The 26,383-nt window shown below is 52.5% G+C and carries 26 protein-coding genes; 5 read left to right on the forward strand and 21 right to left on the reverse strand.

The window, feature by feature from the left end:
- The first annotated feature begins 107 nt into the window (after nucleotides 1-107).
- From nirC to ATB02_RS10040, 3 genes are all read left to right on the forward strand, one after another.
- A complete protein-coding gene (gene nirC / locus ATB02_RS10030) occupies nucleotides 108-914 on the forward strand; it encodes a nitrite transporter NirC (protein ID WP_000493563.1) in 807 nt (268 codons plus the stop codon).
- An 18-nt stretch (nucleotides 915-932) separates the two neighbouring features.
- Entirely contained in the window at nucleotides 933-2,306 is a 1,374-nt protein-coding gene (cysG, locus tag ATB02_RS10035; RefSeq protein WP_105271500.1) for a siroheme synthase CysG, read from the forward strand.
- Between the two features lie 246 nt (nucleotides 2,307-2,552).
- A complete protein-coding gene (locus ATB02_RS10040) occupies nucleotides 2,553-2,720 on the forward strand; it encodes a YhfL family protein (protein WP_001031834.1) in 168 nt (55 codons plus the stop codon).
- 104 nt (nucleotides 2,721-2,824) lie between these two features.
- On the opposite strand, the gene ATB02_RS10045 is transcribed toward ATB02_RS10040, so the two are convergent.
- From ATB02_RS10045 to hofM, 20 genes are all read right to left on the reverse strand, one after another.
- Nucleotides 2,825-3,910 carry an aminotransferase class I/II-fold pyridoxal phosphate-dependent enzyme gene (locus tag ATB02_RS10045; RefSeq protein WP_105271501.1) on the reverse strand — a complete coding sequence of 362 codons (1,086 nt, stop codon included), beginning with the start codon at nucleotides 3,908-3,910 and terminating at the stop codon, nucleotides 2,825-2,827.
- Between the two features lie 11 nt (nucleotides 3,911-3,921).
- Nucleotides 3,922-5,226, reverse strand: coding sequence for a YhfT family protein (locus ATB02_RS10050; RefSeq protein WP_000366881.1), 1,305 nt, complete (start codon nucleotides 5,224-5,226; stop codon nucleotides 3,922-3,924).
- An 11-nt stretch (nucleotides 5,227-5,237) separates the two neighbouring features.
- Nucleotides 5,238-5,591, reverse strand: a complete 354-nt coding sequence (locus tag ATB02_RS10055) for a DUF2620 domain-containing protein (RefSeq protein WP_000719728.1) — start codon at nucleotides 5,589-5,591, stop codon at nucleotides 5,238-5,240.
- 10 nt (nucleotides 5,592-5,601) lie between these two features.
- Nucleotides 5,602-6,480, reverse strand: a complete 879-nt coding sequence (locus ATB02_RS10060; RefSeq protein WP_105271502.1) for a phosphotriesterase-related protein — start codon at nucleotides 6,478-6,480, stop codon at nucleotides 5,602-5,604.
- Nucleotides 6,477-7,703, reverse strand: coding sequence for a phosphopentomutase (locus ATB02_RS10065; protein WP_105271503.1), 1,227 nt, complete (start codon nucleotides 7,701-7,703; stop codon nucleotides 6,477-6,479). Before ATB02_RS10065 ends, ATB02_RS10060 begins: the two co-directional genes overlap by 4 nt.
- Nucleotides 7,703-8,866 (reverse strand): YhfX family PLP-dependent enzyme, encoded by a 1,164-nt coding sequence (locus ATB02_RS10070; RefSeq protein ID WP_105271504.1) that lies wholly within the window; start codon nucleotides 8,864-8,866, stop codon nucleotides 7,703-7,705. The genes ATB02_RS10065 and ATB02_RS10070 overlap by 1 nt, the downstream gene beginning before the upstream one ends.
- 83 nt (nucleotides 8,867-8,949) lie before the next feature.
- The gene (locus ATB02_RS10075; protein WP_105271505.1) at nucleotides 8,950-9,312 is read right to left on the reverse strand and encodes a PRD domain-containing protein; all 363 of its coding nucleotides are present in this window, start codon (nucleotides 9,310-9,312) and stop codon (nucleotides 8,950-8,952) included.
- Between the two features lie 16 nt (nucleotides 9,313-9,328).
- The gene (yhfZ, locus tag ATB02_RS10080) at nucleotides 9,329-10,234 is read right to left on the reverse strand and encodes a GntR family transcriptional regulator YhfZ (protein WP_105271506.1); all 906 of its coding nucleotides are present in this window, start codon (nucleotides 10,232-10,234) and stop codon (nucleotides 9,329-9,331) included.
- A 159-nt stretch (nucleotides 10,235-10,393) separates the two neighbouring features.
- The gene (gene trpS, locus ATB02_RS10085) at nucleotides 10,394-11,398 is read right to left on the reverse strand and encodes a tryptophan--tRNA ligase (RefSeq protein ID WP_000165543.1); all 1,005 of its coding nucleotides are present in this window, start codon (nucleotides 11,396-11,398) and stop codon (nucleotides 10,394-10,396) included.
- Nucleotides 11,391-12,149 carry a phosphoglycolate phosphatase gene (gene gph / locus ATB02_RS10090; protein ID WP_001031720.1) on the reverse strand — a complete coding sequence of 253 codons (759 nt, stop codon included), beginning with the start codon at nucleotides 12,147-12,149 and terminating at the stop codon, nucleotides 11,391-11,393. Before gph ends, trpS begins: the two co-directional genes overlap by 8 nt.
- A complete protein-coding gene (gene rpe, locus ATB02_RS10095) occupies nucleotides 12,142-12,819 on the reverse strand; it encodes a ribulose-phosphate 3-epimerase (protein WP_000816280.1) in 678 nt (225 codons plus the stop codon). The genes gph and rpe overlap by 8 nt, the downstream gene beginning before the upstream one ends.
- 17 nt (nucleotides 12,820-12,836) lie before the next feature.
- Nucleotides 12,837-13,673 (reverse strand): adenine-specific DNA-methyltransferase, encoded by an 837-nt coding sequence (dam, locus tag ATB02_RS10100; RefSeq protein WP_000742143.1) that lies wholly within the window; start codon nucleotides 13,671-13,673, stop codon nucleotides 12,837-12,839.
- 106 nt (nucleotides 13,674-13,779) lie between these two features.
- The gene (gene damX, locus ATB02_RS10105) at nucleotides 13,780-15,066 is read right to left on the reverse strand and encodes a cell division protein DamX (RefSeq protein WP_105271507.1); all 1,287 of its coding nucleotides are present in this window, start codon (nucleotides 15,064-15,066) and stop codon (nucleotides 13,780-13,782) included.
- A 91-nt stretch (nucleotides 15,067-15,157) separates the two neighbouring features.
- Nucleotides 15,158-16,246, reverse strand: a complete 1,089-nt coding sequence (gene aroB / locus ATB02_RS10110) for a 3-dehydroquinate synthase (RefSeq protein ID WP_000439850.1) — start codon at nucleotides 16,244-16,246, stop codon at nucleotides 15,158-15,160.
- A 56-nt stretch (nucleotides 16,247-16,302) separates the two neighbouring features.
- A complete protein-coding gene (gene aroK, locus ATB02_RS10115) occupies nucleotides 16,303-16,824 on the reverse strand; it encodes a shikimate kinase AroK (protein WP_000818618.1) in 522 nt (173 codons plus the stop codon).
- A 400-nt stretch (nucleotides 16,825-17,224) separates the two neighbouring features.
- On the reverse strand, nucleotides 17,225-18,463 hold the full coding sequence (gene hofQ, locus ATB02_RS10120) for a DNA uptake porin HofQ (protein ID WP_000815999.1): 1,239 nt from the start codon (nucleotides 18,461-18,463) through the stop codon (nucleotides 17,225-17,227).
- Nucleotides 18,375-18,779 (reverse strand): DNA utilization protein HofP, encoded by a 405-nt coding sequence (gene hofP / locus ATB02_RS10125; protein WP_001264139.1) that lies wholly within the window; start codon nucleotides 18,777-18,779, stop codon nucleotides 18,375-18,377. Before hofP ends, hofQ begins: the two co-directional genes overlap by 89 nt.
- The gene (hofO, locus tag ATB02_RS10130) at nucleotides 18,769-19,209 is read right to left on the reverse strand and encodes a DNA utilization protein HofO (RefSeq protein ID WP_032303915.1); all 441 of its coding nucleotides are present in this window, start codon (nucleotides 19,207-19,209) and stop codon (nucleotides 18,769-18,771) included. The genes hofP and hofO overlap by 11 nt, the downstream gene beginning before the upstream one ends.
- A complete protein-coding gene (gene hofN / locus ATB02_RS10135; RefSeq protein WP_039020609.1) occupies nucleotides 19,193-19,732 on the reverse strand; it encodes a DNA utilization protein HofN in 540 nt (179 codons plus the stop codon). Before hofN ends, hofO begins: the two co-directional genes overlap by 17 nt.
- Nucleotides 19,732-20,511 (reverse strand): DNA utilization protein HofM, encoded by a 780-nt coding sequence (gene hofM, locus ATB02_RS10140; RefSeq protein ID WP_001354999.1) that lies wholly within the window; start codon nucleotides 20,509-20,511, stop codon nucleotides 19,732-19,734. The genes hofN and hofM overlap by 1 nt, the downstream gene beginning before the upstream one ends.
- A gap of 119 nt (nucleotides 20,512-20,630) precedes the next feature.
- Between hofM and mrcA the strand changes: the two genes are divergently transcribed.
- Nucleotides 20,631-23,183 carry a peptidoglycan glycosyltransferase/peptidoglycan DD-transpeptidase MrcA gene (gene mrcA, locus ATB02_RS10145; protein WP_105271508.1) on the forward strand — a complete coding sequence of 851 codons (2,553 nt, stop codon included), beginning with the start codon at nucleotides 20,631-20,633 and terminating at the stop codon, nucleotides 23,181-23,183.
- A 168-nt stretch (nucleotides 23,184-23,351) separates the two neighbouring features.
- On the opposite strand, the gene nudE is transcribed toward mrcA, so the two are convergent.
- Nucleotides 23,352-23,912 carry an ADP compounds hydrolase NudE gene (gene nudE, locus ATB02_RS10150; protein ID WP_000045742.1) on the reverse strand — a complete coding sequence of 187 codons (561 nt, stop codon included), beginning with the start codon at nucleotides 23,910-23,912 and terminating at the stop codon, nucleotides 23,352-23,354.
- Between the two features lie 319 nt (nucleotides 23,913-24,231).
- On the opposite strand from nudE, the gene igaA reads away from it, so the two are divergent.
- Entirely contained in the window at nucleotides 24,232-26,367 is a 2,136-nt protein-coding gene (gene igaA, locus ATB02_RS10155; protein ID WP_105271509.1) for an intracellular growth attenuator protein IgaA, read from the forward strand.
- The last annotated feature ends 16 nt before the right edge of the window (nucleotides 26,368-26,383 follow it).

Here is a 26,383-nt window from a genome sequence, read left to right on the forward strand (position 1 = left end):
TAACGGGAGGCGCAATGCCTCCCCTTTTTGCATTGTCCTGTAATGACCTTAAGTATATTGCAGGACATTTTTTAAACTTTTTGTTTTATTTTTTAAAGGATAATCAAATGTTTACAGACACTATTAATAAGTGTGCGGCTAACGCTGCGCGCATTGCACGCCTGTCGGCAAATAACCCGCTCGGCTTCTGGGTAAGCTCCGCGATGGCGGGCGCGTATGTGGGGCTGGGGATCATCCTGATTTTCACGCTCGGTAACCTGCTCGATCCATCTGTTCGTCCTCTGGTGATGGGCGCGACCTTTGGTATCGCCTTAACGCTGGTGATTATCGCCGGTTCTGAACTGTTCACTGGACACACCATGTTCCTCACCTTTGGGGTGAAAGCGGGCACCATTAGCCACGGGCAAATGTGGGCAATCCTGCCGCAAACCTGGCTGGGTAACCTGGTCGGTTCCGTCTTTGTTGCCATGCTTTATAGCTGGGGCGGTGGTAGCCTTTTGCCAGTAGATACCAGTATTGTTCACTCCGTCGCGCTGGCTAAAACCACCGCACCGGCAATGGTACTGTTCTTCAAAGGCGCATTGTGTAACTGGCTGGTTTGTCTGGCAATCTGGATGGCACTGCGTACTGAAGGCGCGGCGAAATTTATCGCAATCTGGTGGTGTCTGCTGGCGTTTATTGCGTCCGGTTACGAGCACTCCATCGCTAACATGACGCTGTTCGCGCTCTCATGGTTCGGCAACCACAGCGAAGCCTACACGCTGGCGGGTATTGGTCATAACCTGCTGTGGGTGACGCTGGGTAATACTTTATCGGGCGCCGTATTCATGGGATTGGGTTATTGGTATGCTACGCCGAAAGCTAATCGTCCGGTTGCGGACAAATTTAATCAAACTGAAACGGCTGCCGGTTAATTATTAAGGGGTTTTTACGTGGATCATTTGCCTATATTTTGCCAATTACGCGACCGCGACTGTTTGATTGTCGGCGGTGGTGATGTCGCGGAACGCAAAGCAAGGTTGCTGTTAGACGCAGGTGCTCGCTTAACGGTGAATGCATTAGCGTTTATTCCACAGTTCACCGCATGGGCAGATGCAGGCATGTTAACCCTCGTCGAAGGGCCATTTGATGAAAGCCTTCTCGACACCTGCTGGCTGGCAATTGCGGCGACGGATGATGACGCGCTTAACCAGCGTGTCAGCGAAGCCGCCGAATCTCGTCGTATCTTCTGTAACGTGGTCGATGCGCCGAAAGCCGCCAGCTTTATTATGCCGTCGATTATTGACCGCTCCCCGCTCATGGTAGCGGTCTCCTCTGGCGGCACCTCTCCGGTTCTGGCGCGACTGTTGCGCGAAAAACTTGAATCACTGCTGCCGCTGCATCTCGGCCAGGTAGCAAAATATGCGGGGCAGTTACGCGGTCGGGTCAAAAGACAGTTCGCCACGATGGGTGAACGTCGCCGTTTCTGGGAAAAACTGTTCGTTAATGATCGCCTGGCGCAGTCGCTGGCGAACAACGATCAGAAAGCCATTACCGAAACGACCGAACAGTTAATCAATGAACCGCTCGATCATCGCGGTGAAGTGGTGCTGGTTGGCGCAGGTCCGGGCGATGCCGGTCTGCTGACACTAAAAGGACTGCAACAAATTCAGCAGGCAGATGTGGTGGTCTACGACCGTCTGGTTTCTGACGATATTATGAATCTGGTACGCCGCGATGCGGATCGTGTCTTCGTCGGCAAACGCGCGGGATACCACTGCGTACCGCAGGAAGAGATTAACCAGATCCTGCTGCGGGAAGCGCAAAAAGGCAAACGCGTGGTGCGGCTGAAAGGCGGCGATCCGTTTATTTTTGGCCGTGGTGGCGAAGAGCTGGAAACACTGTGCAATGCAGGCATTCCGTTCTCGGTGGTTCCAGGTATTACCGCAGCTTCTGGTTGCTCTGCCTATTCGGGCATTCCGCTCACGCATCGCGATTATGCTCAGAGCGTACGCTTAATTACCGGACACTTAAAAACCGGTGGCGAGCTGGACTGGGAAAACCTGGCAGCCGAAAAACAGACGCTGGTGTTCTATATGGGGCTTAATCAGGCCGCGACCATTCAGCAAAAACTGATTGAACACGGAATGCCTGGCGAAATGCCGGTGGCGATTGTCGAAAACGGTACGGCGGTAACGCAACGCGTGATTGACGGTACACTCTCGCAGCTGGGCGAGCTGGCGCAGCAAATGAACAGTCCCTCATTAATTATTATTGGTCGGGTCGTTGGCCTGCGCGATAAATTGAACTGGTTCTCTAACCATTAATTTTACCCGGGCCAGATAATTCTGGCCCTCTTTATCACTCTTTTTATATATTCAGCAAATAAAGCATACCCTCTTAATAAATATCATTTGCTAATGGATTATATTCACCGTTACAGCGACTTACAAAATTAAGTCATTCACTCACTGACGCCAATTAAATATTCCTGTATCGTTTTTTATGAGCAGTCCGCTTATATTCATATAATCAATGAATATTAATTAATATATAACACATAGGGAATGTAAATGAACAAATTTATTAAAGTTGCACTGGTAGGTGCAGTACTGGCTACGTTAACTGCATGTACTGGTCATATTGAAAACCGTGATAAGAACTGCTCTTACGACTACCTGCTGCACCCGGCAATTTCTATTTCTAAAATCATTGGCGGTTGCGGTCCTACTGCACAGTAAGTCTCTGACAGAAATCGGCTAACACCGATTTAATGAGCTAACGCCCTCTGAATTTTCCGAGGGCGTATTTTTCTCCATCCTCTGCGAAAACATCGTTCCCAGAATTAAACGCTGGCAATACTCTCGCGCAAAATCCGCAATACCGTCTCATCACCGCTGCGATTCGGGTTAATGCGAATTGCACAATGTTCTAATTGCGGATTCGCCTGACGAAACGTTCCGGAAAGTCGATAAAAGAGCGGCGGGATTTCATATTTTGACTCTGCGCCGACCGGATAAGGCAACGCGCCGCGCTTTTGCGCCTCTTCAAGCACTCTGGCGGCAATCGGTTGATGAAACTCCACAATCAACACCTTCGACTGTGCATTGGCAATAACGGCGCTTTTAACTTCCGCCACCGCGCCACCGTTAAGTAAAGCCAGCAACCGCTCAGATACCCCCGCCTGTACCGCGTGCATCACTGGCGCGAATACCAGCCCACGCAAGACTTCCAACGCCTGCGCGCCCTGAATCTGGCTGCCGCCGGAGTAGAGCGTGGCGCGAATACGGTTAATAACATCAGCATCGCCTACCACCGCGCCAACACCTTCTGGCCCAAATAGCTTGAAGCAGGAAAATGTCGAGACATTCGCCCCGCATTCACAGCCAATGCGCGCCACCTTCATCACCGCATAGTTGTCATCGGTTAAGGCTGGAACACCTGCTGCGCGCAGCGTTGCCAGCACATCTGCCAGTACATAGCTGTCCTGCGGCTGCTGGCGCGTATGCTGCACCAGCGCCGCATCTGGTTGTTGCTCGTCGACAACCTGCTTCAGTGCCGACAGGTCATTGAAATCAGCAGTGATAAGCGTCAGCCCCATCTGCTCAATAATGACCTGAGTCGTCGGGTAAACCGGCGCGTCATGCACCAGAAGACGCTGCCCCGGTTTGAGCAAAGCCGCCAACGCCGCACGGATCGCGCCAGTACCCGCGCCCTGTACCAGCGCTGCAGCCTGTGCGTGAAATGCATCAGCCAGCACCTGTTCCACTCGCTGGGTAATGCGCGGTTGATTCAGCCCCGGCGTTAAGCCTAAATCACCGCCAGCAAGAAACTCGCTGCCGGGAAAATGGCGACAAATGCTATCCACCAGCGCAAACTGCTTTTGCTGCGCCTCAATAAGCGTCAGGCTTTGCAGAGGAAACGTCTTCATAGGTGCCTTCCTTAAGCCGGAACGAACAGGCCAAGCCAGTAAAGAACATTCAGCAGAATACCGGTGATCATTACTGCCACGACCGGTGCCGCCATTTTCTGTACCGGACGGCCCAGGGATTCGTTGAGGAAGTAAATGGCAACCGCGATAGAGAATCCGGTATAGCCCGCCATTTTGATTGCTGCAAAGATCGAACCGACCAGCAACGCCACTTCCATCAGCATATTCATGGCGTTACGGATGTTATCCGACGCATTACGCACCGACGGGTAGCGCCCCAGCCATTTGCCGATCGAACGAAGCAGCAAGACTTCCGCCGAAATAACCACTGCGCCTAATACCGCTGCAACCATCGGATTCGGCGAGAGATAGCCCACCGCATAAACAAAGGTAAAGCCCGCAACGGCATACACACCTGTTGCTAACGCGGTGGTGGCAATCAACGGCACAAAGCCCAGCCCGCGCATAAATTCCGCCAGCGCCGCCTGGTTGATCAGCGTTTGCGATTGCTCCGGTGTAACGCCTGCGGAATATGCTTTCTCCAGGGTGAAGATCGACACTTCACTACCAGCAAAAATCTTCATGCTGGCAACGGCGGCAATCAGCGCCCCTACGATGGCGATATACGGTAAGTTTTTGATAATCCGCGACGTGCGTTCTTCAAACACCGAAAGCCCGCTGGCATCAATATCATTTTCATCACGATGACGCAGGTCGTGAGTTATCGCGATCCCCAGCAGCATCACCATGCCAATAAAGATTTCGATGGATTCCGGATTGAGATGCGGGAAATAGCGCACTACCACCACACGGGTCATCAACACTACCACGGCGGCGATCAGACTTTGCTTCCAGCCAAACTGGTAGAAAATCGCCACCAACGGGAACAGTGCAAAAGCTGAAACCACTGGCGAGCTTAATTCCCCCAGACTACCTAATACATCCACCGGTAGCGCGGTCAGCAGCTGGTTTACCGGCAGCAGGCAGGTGAGGATCAGTACGCCCCAGAGTGCACCAAGGCCAAACGCCATCAGGCTGTTTATCGCCAGGACACCGAGGATATCGGTAGGAAGAAAGAGTAACCATGCGTTGAGCAACCCGGTTTTCAGGGTAAAAGAGATCCCCACCGAGGCCACAAAACCAATGCTCAGACCAAAAGCGATACTCCCCGCCTCACGACGGTTCATATAGCCTTCAATCAGTTGCGGCAGGATCGGGCGGATACCGTCATGAAAAACGGCTGCCGAGCGATGCGCCAGAAGCGATGTCATACCCGTCAGGCACGCCACCACGATAATCTGAATATACAGATCCATAGTCGTGCCTTTTATTTCAGATGGTTAATCAGCATCGGAATCGCGTGTTCGACATGCTCAACGGAAAGCCCAAACGCCACTTTCCCTTCGGCGATCATTTTGGCGATATGCTCGTCTTTCGCTTTAATGCCCGGCTTGGCAATGGTGCAACTTTTGTTATAGCCAATCACCGCGATGGCAATCGACAATGCCGCGCCCGCACCGGTATTACACGCGCCGATGTAGTAATCCAGTTGCCCGGATTTCACCTTCATCGCCGCTTCCATGTCGTTATGAATGAAAACTTCAAAACAGCCAGGAGCCGTCGCTTCAATGGTTTTTTTAATCTGCTCACGCTGTAAGCCTGCAACACCAATCTTTTTCATGAGTCTGTCCTTATTGGAAAAATTGAGAGGGAGTTTCACGTAACATCACATCCACATCGGCCTGACTGAATCCTGACTGGCGCAATTGCGGAATAAAGGTGGTTAATAAATAGTCATAGCCATAACCACCGTTGGCTTTTAAATGGGAGCGGCGCGTAATATCCATCGACAGCATGACGCGGTTCAGCAAACCACGGTCACGTAGCGCGTGGAGCATCGCAATGCGCTTTTCGTCCGGGTAGTAACTGTTCTTGCCGATGGTGTCGAACTGCACATACGCGCCGAGATCGATCATCTTCAAAATGTTGTCGAGGTTGTCTTTCAGATCGCAGTGACCAACGGTGACGCGCGAAAGATCAACTCCGTGGGCTTGCAGCAGAGCCAATTGCTCCAGCCCCATCGTGCTGAACGACGTATGCGTGGAGATCGGGCGTCCGGTCTGGTTATGTGCCAGCGCGGCGGCAATAAATACCTTCTCTTCCAGCGGCGTAATCTTTCCTTCGCTGGAGCCGATCTCCGCGATGATCCCGGCTTTCAGCTCCGTGCCATCGATACCCTGTTCAATTTCATCGACCATCTCCTGCACCAGTTCCTGCACGCTGCGGGTCGCCACATGTTGCGGGAAAAACGCGTCCTGGTAATAACCGGTGCAGGCCACCACGTTGATCCCCGTCTCGTGCATTACATCGAGCATAAATTGTGCATTGCGCCCCATGTAACGGTTGGTCATCTCAATCACATTACGCACACCCAGTGCCATCAGGTCGTTCATCTCCTGGCAAATGAACGCATACTGATCAAGGCGGCAGTCCACGTTGTTTTTAAAGCCGGAGAGATCAATATGCAGATGCTCATGGGCGAGGGTGAAGCCCGTCGGATCAAAACTCATAGGGTGTCTCCTGCAAACCGGAGGGAGGAAAGAAAAGAGCGACCATTTTGTGGCGGTGGCGCACGGAAAAATTCACACACGGTAGCCCCCACATCAGAAAGCGTGGTGCGCACACCGAGTTGCGTGTGGACCAGCCCTTGCTGATAAACCAGCACTGGCACTACTTCACGGGTATGGTGGCTGTGACCAATGGTCGGATCGTTACCGTGATCCGCCATCACGACCAGGCAATCATCTGGCTGCATCGCCTCAACAAGCCGGACAAGGTTACGGTCAACGACCTGCAAACGTTCGGCATAACGTGCGACGTCTTCTGCGTGACCAGCGAGGTCGGTTTCCTGGATATTGGTGCAAATAAACGCCGTCGGATGCGTGTTAAATTCGTCGAGGGTGATATCCATAATCCGCTGGCTATCCACCAGGTTTTGCCAGCTCACGCCATAAGGATTGCTGACGATATCTGCCACCTTACCCACCAGCACCGTGGGCACGCCCACTTGATGCAGTTGGTGCGGCACCTGCACTTTTTCATCGACGCCATAGCCCATATGTACGACCTGGAAACCGTTGTCATAAGCGCCAGAACGCGGCGCATTGATGCCAATAAAGCGCCCTTCTTTGCTTTCTGCGGCATCGAGAATGCGCTGACTGTCAGTTAACAGGCCGCCAAATGTAATGACCCGACCGGCCTGTACCTGCTCACGCACGATACGACCAATTTTGATTGCGTCGTCAAAAGAGATCGCAGAGAGATTGGCGGTGATGTTATAGACCTGGCCTAAATCCGCCTCGAGGTTATCGCCAATGGCAACCGACTGATTAACCCACAGAAATTGCAACTCTTCGCCACGGCGCTCAACCCGCCAGCCAGCGGTGACTAATGCCTGCTCAACACGGTCAATCACATCGCGAAAGGGCATCCGCAGCGGCGGTAACGGGCGCGTGCCTAAAATTTCCTGATGCCCCATAAAGGTGTCGCCACCTTCATGTTGCAACTCTGCAACGCCCCAGGTTGCGGAGTCTGACGGCTGCATATCGCCAGGCGCATAACCTAATGCGTTGATTAGCCCCATTTTCTCCAGCGTTGGTAGCTGTAAATGCGGCAACTGGCTCAGGATGTGACCACAGGTATTCGCCCCGGCATCCTGCGGACGCACCAACGTGACATCTTTCATTGCCCCTACGCCAAAGCTATCAATCACTAACACCACAAATCGCGCCATTACGCCTCCAGAGAGCTTCCAAGACTGTCATAACGACCAACGATTTCCGGTTCGCCACGGTGAATACCGGACACCAGCACCACATCGCTACGGCTGACAAAAATCTGCGTGCGAAAGCAGAGCACCACAGCACTGCTTACCGAATGCTCGCCTGCCAGCGGCAGGGTGTAGTCGATACTGCTGTCATCTACGGCTTTGAGATATGTTTCAGTAATGCTTTGATTTTCTGGCGTAAATACCAGTGCGTTATGCGCATGCCCACGACGGTAGTAACCGCCGCCGTAGCAGTAGCTGTCGCCACGGAAATGGTGGGAAATTTCACTTAACCAGAGCATGGCGATACGTTCAGGCTGGTCGCCCTGCTGGTTTGCCGGAATAGTGCCCGTCAGCGCATGACCGGGTTCGGCATGAGTCACACCGTATTCCGCCAGCAATGGCAGCGAAGTGCAGCTGGTCGCTGAAGGCGCGTTCAGTTGCTCAATCGCAATACCAGATTTCGCCAGTTGATCCCGTGCTTGTACCAGCGTGTGAAGATTCGGTGTCGGCAAAACTTTCCCGGCAGCCTCATCCCAAAGCAGGCAAGGGAAATGGGTTAATCCGGCTAAATGCAGCCCCGGCAGTTTCTTAATTTCAGCAACCACCTCATGCAGCGAATGCTGTACAAAACCGCTCTCCTGCCCCGGATAAAGAAAATCATCGTCGCTATAAACTTTGAGCAGCACAGGCTGGATCCGTCCGGCCTTTACCGCTGCGGCAGAAACTTCCCGCGCTTTATCGAGGGTAAACACGGTGATGACGTCGGTTCCCTGTTCAACAGCGTCATACACCTGATGACAAGGGATTTGCACCAGATGCCCCTGATGCGCCACCGGTAAACCTGCGCGGCGCATGATTCGTGCCTCTTTGTAATCCACCGCCACAATGCCGCTGTAACCCAGCGCCAGCAGTTTTTCTGCCAGCCACGGATTACGACCGAACTGTTTGGTCATCAGATACAGTTCAATACCGTAAAGCCGCGCCGTCTCAATCAGCCGCTTACCGTTTTCCAGTATCTGATCGACGTCGATTACCCAACTGTCCGGGGCGATTTTGCCCTGTTGCCACAAACTGAGTGCGACGGAAATCAGTGCCGGGTTCTGGCGTTTCAATGCTTCTACAAACATCTTGTTGCCTCGTTTCTGTTCCTTGAATTAAATATTCATTTTTTTGAATATTTAAGATGCGCGACGTGGATTTGCCGGGAGATTCAGACCTCTTCGTTAGCGGCCATCCATAATCCATAAAGGTTGGCCAGCAAATAGCCGTCTTCACACGGGTTAACTTCCAGTGCGAATTCCTTCAACAACACCTGATGCAATTGTAAAATGGCTGACCAGTGGCTGGATTGCGCCAGCTCTGCCAGCAATTCGTTATCCAGCGGCTCTATTTCTTCACCACGGCGACTGCGCATCAGTGCGCTCGCCATATGTGTCATCGCCATCATTCCTTGCTCGCTGCGCACCGGTAGATGGCACTCTGTTTCCAGTACGTTGACGACCTGCATCATGCCTTTGCAGATGTCCTTATCAATAACGCCTGCCTCACAAAGCAGGTTGAGTCTGGTTTCCATTTCAGATGCCTTTCGTTTAATAACTGGGTTCCTGTTCCCCACTGACTACTCGCTGTTGATGAGCAAGCAGGGCCTGTTTATCAACAACTGCACGCAGCAGTTGTTGCATCGGGTAATCATCGGCACGTGTTAGTATCACGGCTTCAGTAGCCTGTAAAAATCGCAGATCGTTCGTCAGTGGCATCGCTTCTAATCCCAGCATGGCCAGTTCGCTCTCCGCTACCACATTCCAGATCACCGCATCGACATCGCCTTTAACAATGCGTTGTAAACTCTCGTGATAAGAGAGATCGACACGTTCTACATCGCTACTGCCAAAAAAGACATCGGTCATAATTTTCTGATCCGCCGAACGGTTATCCAGCCCCACGCGTTTCACCTTTGCAGACTCCCCTTTACGGCAAATCAACTGATGCTCACCAACGTAGGTATGCGGCCCCAACTCCAGCGCGAGGCATAAGCCTTTTTGCGTGAGATAACTTTCTGCCGCCAGTCGGGAAACCACCGCCATGTCATAGACACCGTTAAGCAAACACTCCACGCGAATATCCGCACCGCGCATGTGCGCATAATAAAAAGGAATGCCATCAAACTGAGCTTTCAGTCCACTCGCTAAACCTTCGTACAAGCGGGTATAGGGCAAGGGCATGGCACACACAACGTTGTTGATATCCACATGACTCAGCAGTGCTTTGTTATCCATTTCCACCAGATAACTGCCATTGCGCCCGCGGCGTTCTATCCGTATCGCGCCGCTTGATTCCAGTGTTTTCAATGCGGCCTGTGTCAGACCAACCGATGAACGGCATTCAGTTGCCAGCTCATCTATGGTTTTCAGTCGATTACCGCACTTTTCACCCAACAAATAACGGGCCAGTGTCGTGATAACGACGCCTTCTTTTTTGATAAACGTTCGACGCATAATATATTTTCAATAAAATGAATGTTTATATCTTCATTAAAATGAAGATAAGTGGCAACTGTGAGATGTGGAAACGGCGAGGCGCTTCACATTTTTTCGGATTATTGCAAATGAGGATAAAAAAACCGGGTTTCCCCGGTTTTTGGCATTAATGTTAAATTACGGCTTCGCCACAAAACCAATCGCTTCGTACACCGCTTTCAGCGTACGAGAAGCGTGTGCACTGGCTTTTTCCGCGCCGTCTTTCATCACCTGTTGCAGGAAGGCTTCGTCATTGCGGAAACGGTGATAACGTTCCTGCAATTCAGTCAGCATACCAGAAACGGCATCAGCCACTTCGCCTTTCAGATGACCATACATCTTGCCTTCGAACTGTTTTTCCAGTTCCGGGATGCTCTGGCCAGTTACCGCAGAAAGGATATCCAGCAGGTTGGAAACGCCCGCTTTGTTCTGCACGTCGTAGCGAACTACCGGCGGCTCGTCGGAGTCAGTGACCGCGCGTTTGATTTTCTTAACTACCGATTTCGGATCTTCCAGCAGGCCGATAACGTTATTGCGGTTATCGTCAGACTTGGACATCTTCTTGGTCGGCTCCAGCAGCGACATTACGCGCGCGCCAGATTTCGGAATAAACGGCTCCGGCACTTTAAAGATATCGCCATACAGCGCGTTGAAACGCTGAGCGATATCGCGACTCAGTTCCAGGTGCTGTTTCTGGTCTTCACCCACCGGTACCAGATTAGTTTGATACAGCAGGATGTCCGCAGCCATCAGCACCGGATAGTCAAACAGACCCGCGTTGATGTTCTCGGCATAACGCGCAGATTTATCTTTAAACTGCGTCATGCGGCTCAGTTCGCCGAAGTAGGTATAGCAGTTCAGTGCCCAGCCTAACTGCGCATGTTCCGGCACGTGGGACTGAACAAAAATGGTGCTTTTCTCAGGATCGATACCACAAGCCAGATACAACGCCAGCGTATCCAGTGTTGCTTTACGCAGCTTCTGTGCATCCTGGCGCACGGTGATCGCATGTTGGTCAACGATACAGTAAATGCAATGGTAGTCATCCTGCATGTTTACCCACTGACGCAGCGCACCCATGTAGTTACCAATGGTCAATTCACCTGAGGGCTGTGCGCCACTAAAAACGATGGGCTTAGTCATTTTTCGATTCCTGATTTTCGCTATGCGGAAGCCCTAATGCGGGCAGAAGGTCATTGATAGACTGATAAATTACATCAGGCTGGCTAAGATCGATAGCCTCGCCGTAGTTATATCCATAGGTTAAACCAACAGAAGGGCAACCAGCTGCTTTTGCTGCCTGAATATCATTGCGTGAGTCGCCAACAAACAGCATCTGTTGTGGGGCAATGCCCATCCGCTCAGCCACCAGTAACAGTGGGTCCGGATGCGGTTTTTTGTTTTGCACATCATCGCCGCCAATGACCACGCTAAAGTATTTTGCGATATCTAAGGCTTCGAGCAGTGGCGCGACGAACGGCGTCGGTTTGTTGGTGACCAGACCTAGCGGCAGGCCTTTTGCCTGCAATGCGCCAAGCGTATCGGCAACGTGCGGGAACAAAAACGTCCCCTCTTCGGCAACCTCGCCATAGTAGCGATCGAACAGTTTACGCAGAATACGTACCTGTTCTTCTGCCGGAATGTCGTCATCAACGGGCGGTTTACCCATTGTTTTACGCAGAGTCGCACGTTCCTGACGCGCCCAGGTCAATGCACGCTCCATCAGAACATCTGCGCCATTACCAATCCAGGTAATAACGCGTTCTTCACCTGCGACGGGCAACTCCAGCGCATACAGCGCCATATCTACCGCAGCAGCCAGACCAGGAGCACTGTCCACCAGCGTACCATCGAGATCAAAAGCGACGCCGCGAATATCTTCAAACTTATTCATGACTTACCTTTGCCAGTTCACTGCGCATTTCATCAATGACCTTTTTGTAGTCTGGCTGATCGAAAATGGCCGAACCAGCGACGAACATATCGGCACCTGCCGCAGCGATTTCGCCAATGTTGTTCACCTTCACGCCGCCGTCCACTTCCAGTCGAATGTCGAAGCCAGACTCGTCGATACGACGACGTACTTCGCGCAGTTTATCCAGTGTTTGAGGAATGAAAGACTGACCGCCGAAACCAGGGTTGACGGACATCAGCAGGATCACATCCAGCTTATCCATCACGTAATCCAGATAGCTCAGCGGTGTTGCCGGGTTAAATACCAGCCCCGCTTTACAGCCATTTTCTTTAATCAGTTGCAGCGTGCGGTCAACATGCTCGGAGGCTTCTGGATGAAAGGTTATGATGCTGGCACCAGCGGCAGCGAAATCTGGCACAATGCGATCGACCGGTTTCACCATCAGATGCACATCAATAGGGGCAGTAATGCCATAATTACGCAGAGATTTCAGCACCATCGGCCCAATCGTCAGATTGGGAACATAGTGGTTATCCATGACGTCAAAATGCACGACATCAGCGCCAGCTGCCAGGGCTTTTGCGGTATCTTCACCCAGGCGGGCAAAATCAGCCGACAGAATTGAGGGGGCAATCAAATACTGTTTCATCCGCTTCTCCTTGAGAATTATTTTTTCGCGGGTGAAACGACTCCTGGTTTGTACAAAGCCAGCAGTTCGTCCACCTTTTTACGTGTACCGCCGTTGCTGCTTATACTGCGTCGAACTTTGACGACATGCAATTTTGCGCGCTGATACCACTCACGCGTTAACATCGTATCGTGATTGGAGATTAGCACTGGAATATGGCGCTCAACCAGACCTTCGGCGATCTCCGCCAGATGCGCTTGTTGTTCAAGCGTAAAACTGTTTGTGTGATACGCCGTAAAGTTGGCGGTCGCAGACAGCGGCGCATAAGGCGGATCGCAATAGACGACGGATGCATCATCTGCGCGCGCCATGCTATCGGCGTAAGACTCACAATAGAAAAAGGCATTCTGCGCTTTTTCAGCGAAGTGATACAACTCTGCTTCCGGGAAATAGGGTTTTTTGTAGCGGCCAAACGGCACGTTAAACTCACCGCGCAGATTGTAACGACACAGGCCGTTGTAACCGTAGCGGTTCAAATATAAAAACAGTACCGCCCGACGGAACGGATCCTGGCTTTTGTTGAACTCTTCGCGGAACTGATAGTAAACCTCGGCGCAATTTGTTTCGGGAACAAACAGCTCGCGTGCGGCCTGTACGTACTCATCAGTACGCATCTTCACAATGTTATAGAGACTGATCAGGTCGCTATTGATATCGGCAAGGATATAACGAGAAAAGTCGGTGTTGAGAAACACCGACCCGGCACCTACAAAAGGCTCAACCAGACATTCGCCCTTGGGCAAATGCCGTTTAATATCATCAAGCAGGGGATACTTGCCCCCTGCCCACTTCAAAAAAGCGCGATTTTTCTTCATGCTGACTAACTAATTACACCTTCTCCGGCTGTGGAGAAAGCTCCGACAGCATCCAGCGCTTCAGGCAACTCCCGCGATGATAAACCATTGCGGGAGATAACCTTGATTACTTCAGATCGGCCTGTACCTGACGCAGCGGTTTCGCCCACGGGTTTTTGGCCTGGACATCTGCTGGCAATGTAGATACCGCTTTTTTCGCCTCTTCTTTCGAAGCGTACACGCCAGAAACCAGGACATACCACGGCTGACCATTACGCGTCGTTTCATAGACAACGTAGTTTTTCAGATTCTCTTTCTTCGCCCAACCGTTCAGGTTGTCGTAGTTAGAGGAACTGCTCAGCTGCAGAGTGTAATGGCTGGACGGTGCCGATTTCAACGAACCAACATTACCTGCGGTCTTCCCTCCAGCGGCTGGTGTTGCCGTGGTTTGCGCCGGGGATGCCGTCTGTACTGGAGCCGTAGTTGCGGTCTCTTTTGGTGCTGGCGTAGAGGTCGCAGCCGGTGCCTTCGTGCTCGCCACAGGAGCAGCTGGTTCAGTACGCTTCGGCGTCTGTGCTACCGGCTTCGGTTCCGTTTTCACGGTTGCTTGCGGTTTTTTCGGTTCAATCACCGCCTGCTGGCGAGCTGGACGCGTAGTGGCCGGACGTTCAGCGGTTTGCGTTTTCGCCGTGTCACGCGATGCATTGCCATTGCGAACAGGCGCGACCGTCGCGGGTTCAGTCGGCAACGTGGAATTGACCGCCACATTATTCAACTGTTGCTGATTTTGTGGCTGGGTCAGCGCATTGTTCAGGTCACCCTGCACTTCAACACGTTGTTGACCATCCGTTGCCGCCGGGGTTTGCCCTTGAGTCGGCGTAGAAGAGATCGGCGGCAGAGAAACATCCTGCTGAGTATTTTCCGCAGACGTGGTTCCCGGCGCTGGCTGCACGCCATTCGCCTGATCGGTCGCATTGCCAGCAAGATCAATACTCTTCTCGCCAGACGCGGTTTGATCGCTGGAAGGGGTCGAGGGGGCTTTTAGCGCAGAACCGATACCGATGATCAACAGCAGGAGAACCAGAATGCCGACGCCCATCATCATATACTGACGAGAAGCGGGTTTACTGGCTGCTTTTTTGCGCTTACGCGGACGACGCTCTACGCGCTCTTCATCCACGGTTTCATCTTCGGATTCGTCAATTTCTTCTTCGATTTCCGGTTCCTCATTGCGCTCTTTTTGCGCACGAGTCGGACGGCGATCGTCAGTGTCATCAAGTTCAATATCATCAAAATTGATCTGCGGTTCGCCACGTTCAGTACGCTCAGAACGTTCAGAAGATTGACGAGAACGACCAGTACGACGATCGCTGGGATCGGGTTTCAGCTCGTCTTCTGGTTTGAATTCATCCATTTAACACCCCACTAAAAGGTTAATGCTTACCACGTTGCAATTAACCTGAAGCTAATAGACCGCTTGATAAGCGGCCTGACCTTTCTTGTTGTTACGCTGATTGACAATCGGCAATGGCGTTAAGAACAAGCTCGTGCGAAACGCCGCTGCGAACTTCACTCTTACCAATTGCCAACGGAAGAATTAAGCGCATCTCTCCCGCAAGGACTTTCTTGTCACGCAGCATATGCGGTAAATACGCCTGCGCGGACATTTCGCGCGGCCCATTGACCGGTAACCCAGCCCGCGTGAGCAGGGTTATAATACGCTGCGTTTCGGCAGAACTGAACTGCCCGAGACGTTCCGACGTCCGCGCCGCCATCACCATACCCGCAGCAACCGCTTCACCGTGTAACCAATTGCCATACCCCATTTCAGCTTCAATGGCATGACCAAAGGTGTGTCCCAGATTCAGTAAAGCACGTAACCCGGTTTCGCGCTCGTCGGCGGCGACAACTTCTGCCTTCAGTTCACAACAACGGCGAATACAGTACGCCATTGCCGGACCGTCCAGACGCAACAACGCATCCAGATTCTCTTCCAGCCAGTTAAAAAACGCACCGTCAAGAATAATGCCGTATTTGATGACTTCTGCCAGTCCCGACGCTAACTCACGCGGGGGAAGCGTTTTCAGACAGTCGAGATCCACCACCACTGAAGCTGGCTGGTAGAACGCGCCAATCATGTTTTTACCGAGGGGATGGTTGACCGCAGTTTTGCCGCCAACGGAGGAATCGACCTGCGACAGTAACGTCGTCGGGACTTGAATGAAACGTACACCGCGCTGATAACTCGCCGCCGCAAAGCCGGTCAGATCGCCCACTACGCCGCCGCCAAGCGCCACCAGCGTAGTATCGCGACCATGCGGCTTTTGTAACAACGCCGTAAAAACGGTATCGAGTACAGCCAGGCTTTTATACTGCTCGCCGTCAGGGAGGATAACGCTATCGACGTTAACACCCGCCTGTTCAAGTACGCCGCGGACCTTATCGAGATACAGAGGAGCCAGGGTTTCGTTGGTAACCAACATGACCTGCTCGCCCGATTTCAGCGGTAAGAATGAAGCTGGTTCATTAAACAAACCAGATGCGATGGTAATTGGGTAACTACGTTCCCCGAGAGTAACGACAATCCTCTCCATAACGCGACATCCACCTTAATTACTGTACCCGCAGACGAGAGTATATAAAGCCAGAATTAGTTGCTTTCCAGCATGTGAATAATCTGGTTTGCAACCACTTTAGCGCTTTGATCATCAGTACGAATGGTCACGTCGGCAATCTCTTCATACAGCGGATTGCGTTCATTGGCCAACGCTTCCAGAACTTCACGCGGCGGTGTTTCAACGTGCAGCAACGGGCGTTTTTTATCACGCTGCGTGCGTGCAAGTTGCTTTTCGATGGTCGTTTCAAGATAAACGACAACGCCACGAGCGGAAAGACGGTTACGCGTTTCGCGGGATTTCACAGAGCCGCCGCCAGTAGCCAGCACAATACCCTGTTTCTCGGTCAACTCATTGATGACCTTTTCTTCGCGATCGCGGAAGCCTTCTTCGCCTTCTAAATCGAAAACCCAGCCCACATCAGCTCCGGTTCGTTTCTCAATCTCTTGATCGGAATCGTAAAATTCCATATTGAGTTGTTGAGCTAACTGGCGCCCAATAGTGCTTTTTCCGGCACCCATAGGCCCAACCAGAAAGATATTGCGTTTCTCTGCCATTTTTTCGGTACTACTAAGACTATTCGTTAATGATAAACCCGCTTCGCTCAGAGAGCGCCGCAGGACATGAACTGAAACCTCATAAGATATTGCGAGAGTCAGACTGAAAATTATCTCAATACTCCAGCGGGTTTGGCAACTGAATAAATCACCCATCCCTCTGCATATCTGGTCGCTGCAAGCGCGCTGCCTTGCTACCACCGCTCTGGCGATAAATCACCGGGTAAGATTAGCGTAAAAAAGACAGCAAAATGCCGCCTGAATGATAAATCATCATCATGGAACGCAGGCAGCGAAGAGCACCAACTCTCAAATCGGTACTCCTTGTATGCTAAATACCTGCGCGCGTCAAATAGATGAAACACGTTCAGCGTAAAAACATTACCGCTTTTACGGCTGTTTACTCACTGGAAACCAGTCGTGGCGTGATAAACACCACTAACTCGCGTCGTTCATCTTCTTTTCCGTCATGACGAAATAATTGCCCGAACCAGGGAATGTCGCCAAGCAACGGTACGCTATCCTGACCCGATTTATTTTTACGGGTAAAAATGCCACCCAGCGCCAACGTTTCTCCGCTTTTGACCTCGACCTGCGTTTCGATCTCCTGCTTATCAATCGCCAGCACTTCGCCATCGGCCTGCTGTAGCACCTGCCCCGGAACGTTCTGGCTGATGTGTAATTTCAGCCGGATGCGACCTTTTTGTAACACCGTGGGCGTAACTTCCATCCCCAGGACGGCCTCTTTAAATTCCACCGACGTCGCGCCACTTTCCCCGCTGGAAACCTGATATGGAATTTCGCTCCCCTGTTTAATGCTGGCAGGCTGAAGATGTGAGGCCAGCAAACGCGGACTGGCGATAATATCCAGCTGCTGTTTTTGTTCGAGCGCGGAAAGCTCAAGATCCAGTAAACGTCCGTTGATGCGTCCAATGTTAAAACCGACATGCGTTGTCGCCGTCGCTACGGAGAGGTCGCTGCCAAGCGTGGTGACTTGCCCAACGCCACCAGCTTGTTGCGCATCAGCCAACGTCCATTTCACGCCTAACTCACGCAAACTTTTTTCATTAATGGTGACAATATGCGCCGACAGCTCAACCTGCCCGACCGGCAGATCCATTTGCGCTACCCACTGTTCAAGCGCGCTTAACGCCGCTTTGTTATCTCGCAGTAAAAGGCGATTGGTGCGTTTATCGACGGTCATACTCCCTTTGGCACTCAGTAGCTTCTCCCCCGCTTTCGCCAGTTCTCCCGCGTCGGCGTATTGCAGGGTTATACTGCGATTTTCCAGCGGCAGATTTGCCTGCGCCCGCGCCTGCTCCGCCTCCTGACGGGCGATATTGTCATTCTGCCAGGCAACGGAATGCACCGAGAGAATGTTGCCCTCCTGACGCGTTATCAGTCCGGCGCTTTTCACTACAGTTTGTAGTGCTTGCTTCCAGGGAACATCTGTTAGATGTAACGACACCGTACCGCTGACGTCTGGCGACACCACCAGGTTCAACTTCTCCTGTTCAGCCAGCGCCTGCAACACCTGAGCTACCGGAACGTCATCCACCATCAGCGTCACTTTTTGCGGCTTTGCCGCCTGTACGCCGGGTATCAGCATCAACAGTAGTGCGGCTATCCATTGCTTCATTTGTATCTCCTTGCCGTTGCCACAACCATTGTGGCGGTTCGCAGTTTGTCCCGGTTCCCAGCGTTAGTGCGTCTGGCGTTAGCTGTAAGATCGTCCAGCCGTTTTCCAGCACATCGTTTTGCTGCACCCGTCGCCATTTTTTTTGCCCATCTTTTATTACACCGATGATGCGCTCGCCTCGCCCTACCATCCCCTGATAGCGCCACTGGCTAAGTTCGCTAATCCGGCATAGATCTTCCGGCGGTTTAAAAGGGTCACGCATACCGGTTAAAAGGCACAATGCAATGCCTGCTAACAACCAGCGTTTAACCCTCATGCGGCGTCTCCAGTTGTAGCGTGAACAAAAGGTCATCACCTTCCACGCTTAACGAAAAACGGCTCACGCTGACGTTGCGCTCTGCCAGCCGTGTAAATGCCGACGGCACTGCTTCCCACAGCGTTTTCAACGCCAACTCACCTCCCTGCGCGGATGGATGCCAGTAAACCAGTTGCGCGCCGGATAACTGAAAATCCAGTGGCGAAAAGGGCTGCGTTTTTTCCTCGCTGAAGGGAGTGGTGTTTACCTGGCGATACAGTGCGGTCCACTGCTGGTAATGACTTGCCCGTAGTCGAATTAATGCGTCGCTCTCTTCCTGGTGTGTCGATGACAGAAAAATGAGCGTAACTAACATCATCAACCAGAATGCCCAGCAAAGCTGGCGGAGGCGGGGTGATGTGGCGAACCACCAGTCAAAGAGCATGTCCATCGCTAACCTTCCTTGTTAACTGATACTCAAATTGCCAGCGTCCCTGCGCATCCTGCTGCGTGGCCCCCCGCTGATTGAGATGAAAAGAAGCATCCTGGCGGAGTGACGTTTCCAGCGCGTTTAACGCGGTAATGCTTGTTGTTAGCCCCTTGATCTCCAGCGTTCCCTGCTGCCAGCTTATCGTTGTCAGCCAGGCGTGCTCGGGTAAAAGCGCCGCCAGTGCTTCCAGCGCAGATTGCCAGTCACGGGTAAATTGTCGCTGGCGCTGCCTTTGCAAACGCTGCTCACGAATTTGTTGGCGCTCCAGCAAACGTGGTTTCGTTATTTGTAAGCTGTGGGCGAGTTGTTGTTCCGCCTGAAGCAAAACGGCATCTACGCGAGCTTCGGCGTTGCTTGTCAGACGCAATATTAGCGTTATCCCGACGGTCAGCAGCAGAGGCGCAACGAACATCAGCAACCAGAAACGAAGAAAAGCGGTCCGGCGTTGCTGTCGCCAGGGCAAAAAATTAATTGGCGGGTTCATCAGTACGCCTTCCCTAGCGCCAGCCCCAGCGCGATGGCAAAGTCTCCACCTGGCGGCGGTAGCGGCGGCTGACGAACAGAAACCGCCTCCCACGGGTCAAATCCGCCTTCGCCACATAGCGCGACGCTTTCGGGATCAACGGATAACGCTGCCGCCAGCTCCTTCGCGCTAGTCATCCCCACCGCCAGTTTGCGCCCCCAGCTATAGCGCGTCGCCCACAGCCACTGTTCGTTATCACGCCAGGCCAGACATTGCTGATGAGAAGGTAAAAAAGGCAGGAATCGCTGTAATGCACTGGCATCCGGGGTGATCGCACTAACATGAACACGCAACCTTTCTGCCAAAGTAAGCAGCGTTGCCAGCTCTTTGCTTTGCGCGGCAGTCACGTTATAGGCGGGACTGAGTGAGTCTTCGCTGTAATCGAAGCGCAGGGAGTCCGGATCCATATCCAGCTCGCGGGCCATCGTCCCGGACAGCCAGGCCGTTTGCTCCCGCTCACCAAGGGACATCGACGGGCGCGGAAATGACCGCTGTAATGTGCGACTGGCGGGAAACGCCAACATAATGTGATGACGCTGCGGCAGTTCGCGACTCCACGGTAACAACGTTTTAGCCAGCCGCTGTGCATCGACAATCCGCCCATCTTTGATTATGTCGTTCGCCAGCGGCAACCGCCACCAGCGTTGCAAAAAGCATTCTTTTGCGCCCCGCACGATCGCAACCGCCACCGCTTCTTGCTGTTGTAAATGCAAGCCAATTTGCCAGATCTTAAATGCCATTGTGATGATCTCCTTATCACCCGTCACTCTGACGGGTATATCAATGCGTCTGGCTTGCCTTTATACTACCGCGCGTTTGTTTATAAACTGCCCAAATGAAACTAAATGGGAAATTTCCAGTGAAGTTCGTAAAGTATTTTTTGATCCTTGCAGTCTGTTGCATTCTGCTGGGAGCAGGCTCGATTTATGGCCTATACCGCTACATCGAGCCACAACTGCCGGATGTGGCGACATTAAAAGATGTTCGCCTGCAAATTCCGATGCAGATTTACAGCGCCGATGGCGAGCTGATTGCTCAATACGGTGAGAAACGTCGTATTCCGGTTACGTTGGATCAAATCCCGCCGGAGATGGTGAAAGCCTTTATCGCGACGGAAGACAGCCGCTTCTACGAGCATCACGGCGTTGACCCGGTGGGGATCTTCCGTGCGGCAAGTGTGGCGCTGTTCTCCGGCCACGCGTCACAAGGGGCGAGTACCATTACCCAGCAGCTGGCGAGAAACTTCTTCCTCAGTCCAGAACGCACGCTGATGCGTAAGATTAAGGAAGTCTTCCTCGCGATTCGCATTGAACAGTTGCTGACGAAAGACGAGATCCTCGAGCTTTATCTGAACAAGATTTACCTCGGTTACCGCGCCTATGGTGTCGGTGCTGCGGCACAAGTCTATTTCGGTAAAACGGTCGACCAACTGACGCTGAACGAAATGGCGGTGATAGCCGGGCTGCCGAAAGCGCCTTCCACCTTTAATCCGCTCTACTCAATGGATCGTGCCGTCGCGCGGCGTAACGTCGTACTGTCGCGGATGCTGGATGAAGGGTATATCACCCAACAACAGTTCGATCAGACACGCACTGAGGCGATTAACGCTAACTATCACGCGCCGGAGATTGCTTTCTCTGCGCCGTACCTGAGCGAAATGGTGCGCCAGGAGATGTATAACCGTTATGGCGAAAGTGCCTATGAAGACGGTTATCGCATTTACACCACCATCACCCGCAAAGTACAGCAGGCCGCACAGCAGGCAGTACGTAATAACGTGCTGGACTACGACATGCGCCACGGCTATCGCGGCCCGGCAAATGTGCTGTGGAAAGTGGGCGAATCGGCGTGGGATAACAACAAGATTACCGATACGCTGAAGGCGCTGCCGACCTATGGTCCGCTGCTGCCTGCCGCAGTCACCAGCGCCAATCCTCAGGAAGCGACGGCGATGCTGGCGGACGGGTCGACCGTCGCATTGAGTATGGAAGGCGTTCGCTGGGCGCGTCCTTACCGTTCGGATACTCAGCAGGGACCGACGCCGCGTAAAGTGACCGATGTTCTGCAAACGGGTCAGCAAATCTGGGTTCGTCAGGTTGGCGATGCATGGTGGCTTGCACAAGTGCCGGAAGTGAACTCGGCGCTGGTGTCGATCAATCCGCAAAACGGTGCCGTTATGGCGCTGGTCGGTGGCTTTGATTTCAATCAGAGCAAGTTTAACCGCGCCACCCAGGCACTGCGTCAGGTAGGTTCCAACATCAAACCGTTCCTCTACACCGCGGCGATGGATAAAGGTCTGACGCTGGCAAGTATGTTGAACGATGTGCCAATTTCCCGCTGGGATGCAGGTGCCGGTTCTGACTGGCAGCCGAAGAACTCACCACCACAGTATGCCGGTCCAATTCGCTTACGTCAGGGACTGGGCCAGTCGAAAAACGTGGTGATGGTACGCGCAATGCGGGCGATGGGCGTCGACTACGCTGCAGAATATCTGCAACGCTTCGGCTTCCCGGCGCAAAACATTGTCCACACCGAATCGCTGGCGCTGGGTTCAGCGTCCTTCACCCCAATGCAGGTGGCGCGCGGCTACGCGGTAATGGCGAACGGCGGCTTCCTGGTGGACCCGTGGTTTATCAGCAAAATTGAAAACGATCAGGGCGGCGTGATTTTCGAAGCGAAACCGAAAGTAGCCTGCCCGGAATGCGATATTCCGGTGATTTACGGTGATACGCAGAAATCGAACGTGCTGGAAAATAACGATGTTGAAGATGTCGCTATCTCCCGCGAGCAGCAGAATGCTTCTGTACCAATGCCGCAGCTGGAGCAGGCGAATCAGGCGTTAGTCGCGAAGACTGGCGCGCAGGAGTACGCACCGCACGTCATCAACACTCCGCTGGCATTCCTGATTAAGAGCGCCCTGAACACCAATATTTTTGGTGAGCCAGGCTGGCAGGGTACCGGCTGGCGAGCAGGTCGTGATTTACAACGGCATGATATCGGCGGAAAAACGGGTACCACTAACAGTTCGAAAGATGCGTGGTTCTCGGGTTACGGTCCGGGCGTTGTGACCTCGGTTTGGATTGGCTTTGATGATCACCGCCGTAATCTCGGTCATACAACGGCTTCCGGAGCGATTAAAGATCAGATCTCAGGTTACGAAGGCGGTGCCAAGAGTGCCCAGCCTGCATGGGACGCTTATATGAAAGCCGTTCTTGAAGGCGTGCCGGAACAGCCGCTGACGCCGCCGCCGGGTATTGTGACGGTGAATATCGATCGCAGCACCGGGCAGTTAGCTAATGGTGGCAACAGCCGCGAAGAGTATTTCATCGAAGGTACACAGCCAACACAACAGGCGGTGCACGAGGTGGGAACGACCATTATCGATAATGGCGAGGCACAGGAATTGTTCTGATTAAAAAGGCGCTTCGGCGCCTTTTTCAGTTTGCTGACAAAGTGTCACTTTATTTATACCGGATACGGCGTGAACACGTTATCCGTCTGGCAACATCGAGAAAAATCAATATATTGCAGGAGCCGCGCAGGCCTGATAAGCATTGTGCATCAGGCAAACTTCACGCATTTACACTCGCCCCTGCTCCTTCAACCACTCGCGCACGAGGAACAGTGCGCTGACATTACGTGCTTCGTTGAAGTCAGGATCTTCCAGCAAATCCATCATATGCGCCAGCGGCCAGCGCACCTGTGGTAGCGGCTCTGGCTCATCGCCTTCCAGCGATTCCGGATAGAGATCTTGCGCTACCACGATATTCATTTTGCTGGAAAAGTAAGACGGTGCCATGCTGAGCTTCTTCAAAAAAGTCAGATCGTTCGCACCAAATCCAACCTCTTCTTTTAGCTCGCGGTTAGCGGCTTCGTAGACGCTTTCACCCGGATCAATTAATCCTTTCGAAAAACCTAATTCGTAGGATTCCGTTCCCACTGCGTATTCGCGGATCAGGATCAGGTGATCGTCCACAATCGGCACAATCATCACCGCTTCCCGGTTGGTTGGACGCATTCGTTCATAAACACGCCGCACGCCATTGCTGAACTCCAGATCCACGCTTTCGACGGTAAACAGTCGTGAACGGGCTACAGTTTCAACATTCAGAATGGTGGGTTTTTGTAATGATTTGCTCATCGTGGGATCTATGCTGTGAAATCAGCGGTTATTGTGCGATATCGGACACGCTTTCGGCAATGTGAATTGCATGTTATTTACATTTATGTAACTTATTAAATAATCATCCTCAAATCAAATTAAAAGTCAATAGGTTGAAATAACTCCAGGAATTTGCTGATATTCCGCCTTCAGAGGGTTTGCTATGATCAGCGGTTACTGTGATGTGCTTAATGATGCTCAAGTTAAACTCCACGCTTGCCGATAGCCAACCGCAGAATCATGTATTGTGTCCGGTGCGACTGACCACGCCTGACAGACTAAGTAAGATGGGGAAAGCATGAGCACCATTGTGATTTTTTTAGCTGCTTTGCTGGCCTGCTCACTACTTGCGGGATGGCTGATAAAAGTGCGATCCAGACGGCGTCAACTGCCCTGGACCAACGCTTTCGCAGACGCGCAAACGCGCAAACTCACACCTGAAGAACGTAGCGCCGTTGAAAATTATCTTGAGAGCCTGACGCAGGTATTACAGGTGCCTGGCCCAACGGGAGCCAGCGCGGCACCGGTCTCTCTGGCGCTGAATGCCGAAAGCAACAACGTCATGATGCTGACACACGCTATCACGCGTTACGGCATCTCTACCGACGATCCGAATAAATGGCGTTACTACCTCGATTCGGTAGAAGTCCACCTGCCCCCTTTCTGGGAGCAGTACATCAACGATGAGAATACCGTTGAACTGATTCATACCGATTCGCTGCCGCTGGTTATTTCACTCAACGGTCATACGCTGCAGGAGTACATACAGGAAACTCGCGGCTATGCCTTGCAACCTGTTCCGTCAACACAGGCGTCTATTCGCGGGGAAGAGAGTGAGCAAATCGAGCTACTCAATATTCGCAAAGAAACGCACGAAGAGTATGCGCTAAGTCGTCCGCGCGGGCTGCGCGAAGCGTTGCTGATTGTCGCCTCCTTCCTGATGTTCTTTTTCTGCCTGATTACCCCGGATGTATTTGTTCCGTGGCTGGCAGGCGGCGCGTTACTGCTGCTGGGCGCAGGACTGTGGGGGCTATTCGCGCCCCCGGCAAAATCCTCCCTGCGGGAAATTCATTGTCTGCGCGGTACACCCCGTCGTTGGGGATTGTTTGGCGAAAACGATCAGGAACAGATCAACAATATTTCACTCGGTATTATCGACCTGGTCTATCCCGCACACTGGCAGCCCTACATTGCTCAGGATCTCGGTCAACAAACCGATATCGATATCTATCTCGACCGCCACGTAGTGCGTCAGGGGCGATATCTTTCGCTGCATGATGAAGTAAAAAACTTTCCGTTACAGCACTGGCTGCGCAGTACGATTATCGCTGCGGGCTCGCTACTGGTGCTGTTTATGCTGTTATTCTGGATCCCGCTGGATATGCCGCTGAAATTCACCCTCTCGTGGATGAAAGGCGCGCAGACCATTGAAGCCACCAGCGTGAAACAACTGGCTGACGCTGGCGTGCGGGTTGGCGATACATTGCGTATTAGCGGTACGGGAATGTGTAATATTCGCACTTCCGGTACCTGGAGCGCGAAAACCAATTCACCTTTTTTACCGTTTGACTGCTCGCAGATCATCTGGAATGACGCCCGTTCATTACCATTACCGGAATCTGAACTGGTCAACAAAGCGACGGCATTGACCGAAGCAGTTAACCGCCAGTTACATCCAAAGCCGGAAGATGAATCTCGCGTCAGCGCCTCATTACGTTCAGCAATTCAAAAATCCGGTATGGTATTGCTTGATGATTTTGGCGATATCGTACTGAAGACAGCGGATCTTTGTTCTGCCAAAGATGACTGTGTGCGACTGAAAAATGCGCTGGTCAATCTCGGCAACAGTAAAGACTGGGACGCGCTGGTTAAACGCGCTAACGCCGGGAAACTCGATGGCGTGAATGTGTTATTACGCCCGGTGAGTGCGGAATCGTTGGATAACCTGGTGGCAACTTCCACCGCGCCGTTTATCACGCATGAAACGGCGCGAGCGGCACAATCACTAAACAGTCCGGCCCCCGGCGGATTCCTGATTGTCAGCGACGAAGGCAGCGATTTTGTTGATCAACCCTGGCCTTCAACATCACTTTACGACTACCCGCCGCAAGAACAGTGGAACGCTTTCCAGAAACTGGCGCAAATGTTAATGCATACGCCGTTTAACGCCGAGGGTATCGTCACAAAAATCTTCACTGACGCCAATGGTACGCAGCATATTGGCCTTCATCCGATCCCGGATCGTTCCGGTCTGTGGCGCTATCTCAGCACCACACTGCTGCTACTGACGATGCTGGGTAGCGCCATTTACAATGGCGTACAGGCCTGGCGTCGTTACCAGCGTCATCGCACTCGCATGATGGAGATTCAGGCCTATTATGAAAGCTGCCTGAACCCGCAACTGATCACCCCTTCAGAAAGCCTTATCGAATAACACGTTTGCGCGGCAG

This window comes from Escherichia sp. MOD1-EC5189, assembly GCF_002966045.1.
GTDB classification, from domain to species: Bacteria; Pseudomonadota; Gammaproteobacteria; order Enterobacterales; family Enterobacteriaceae; genus Escherichia; species Escherichia coli_F.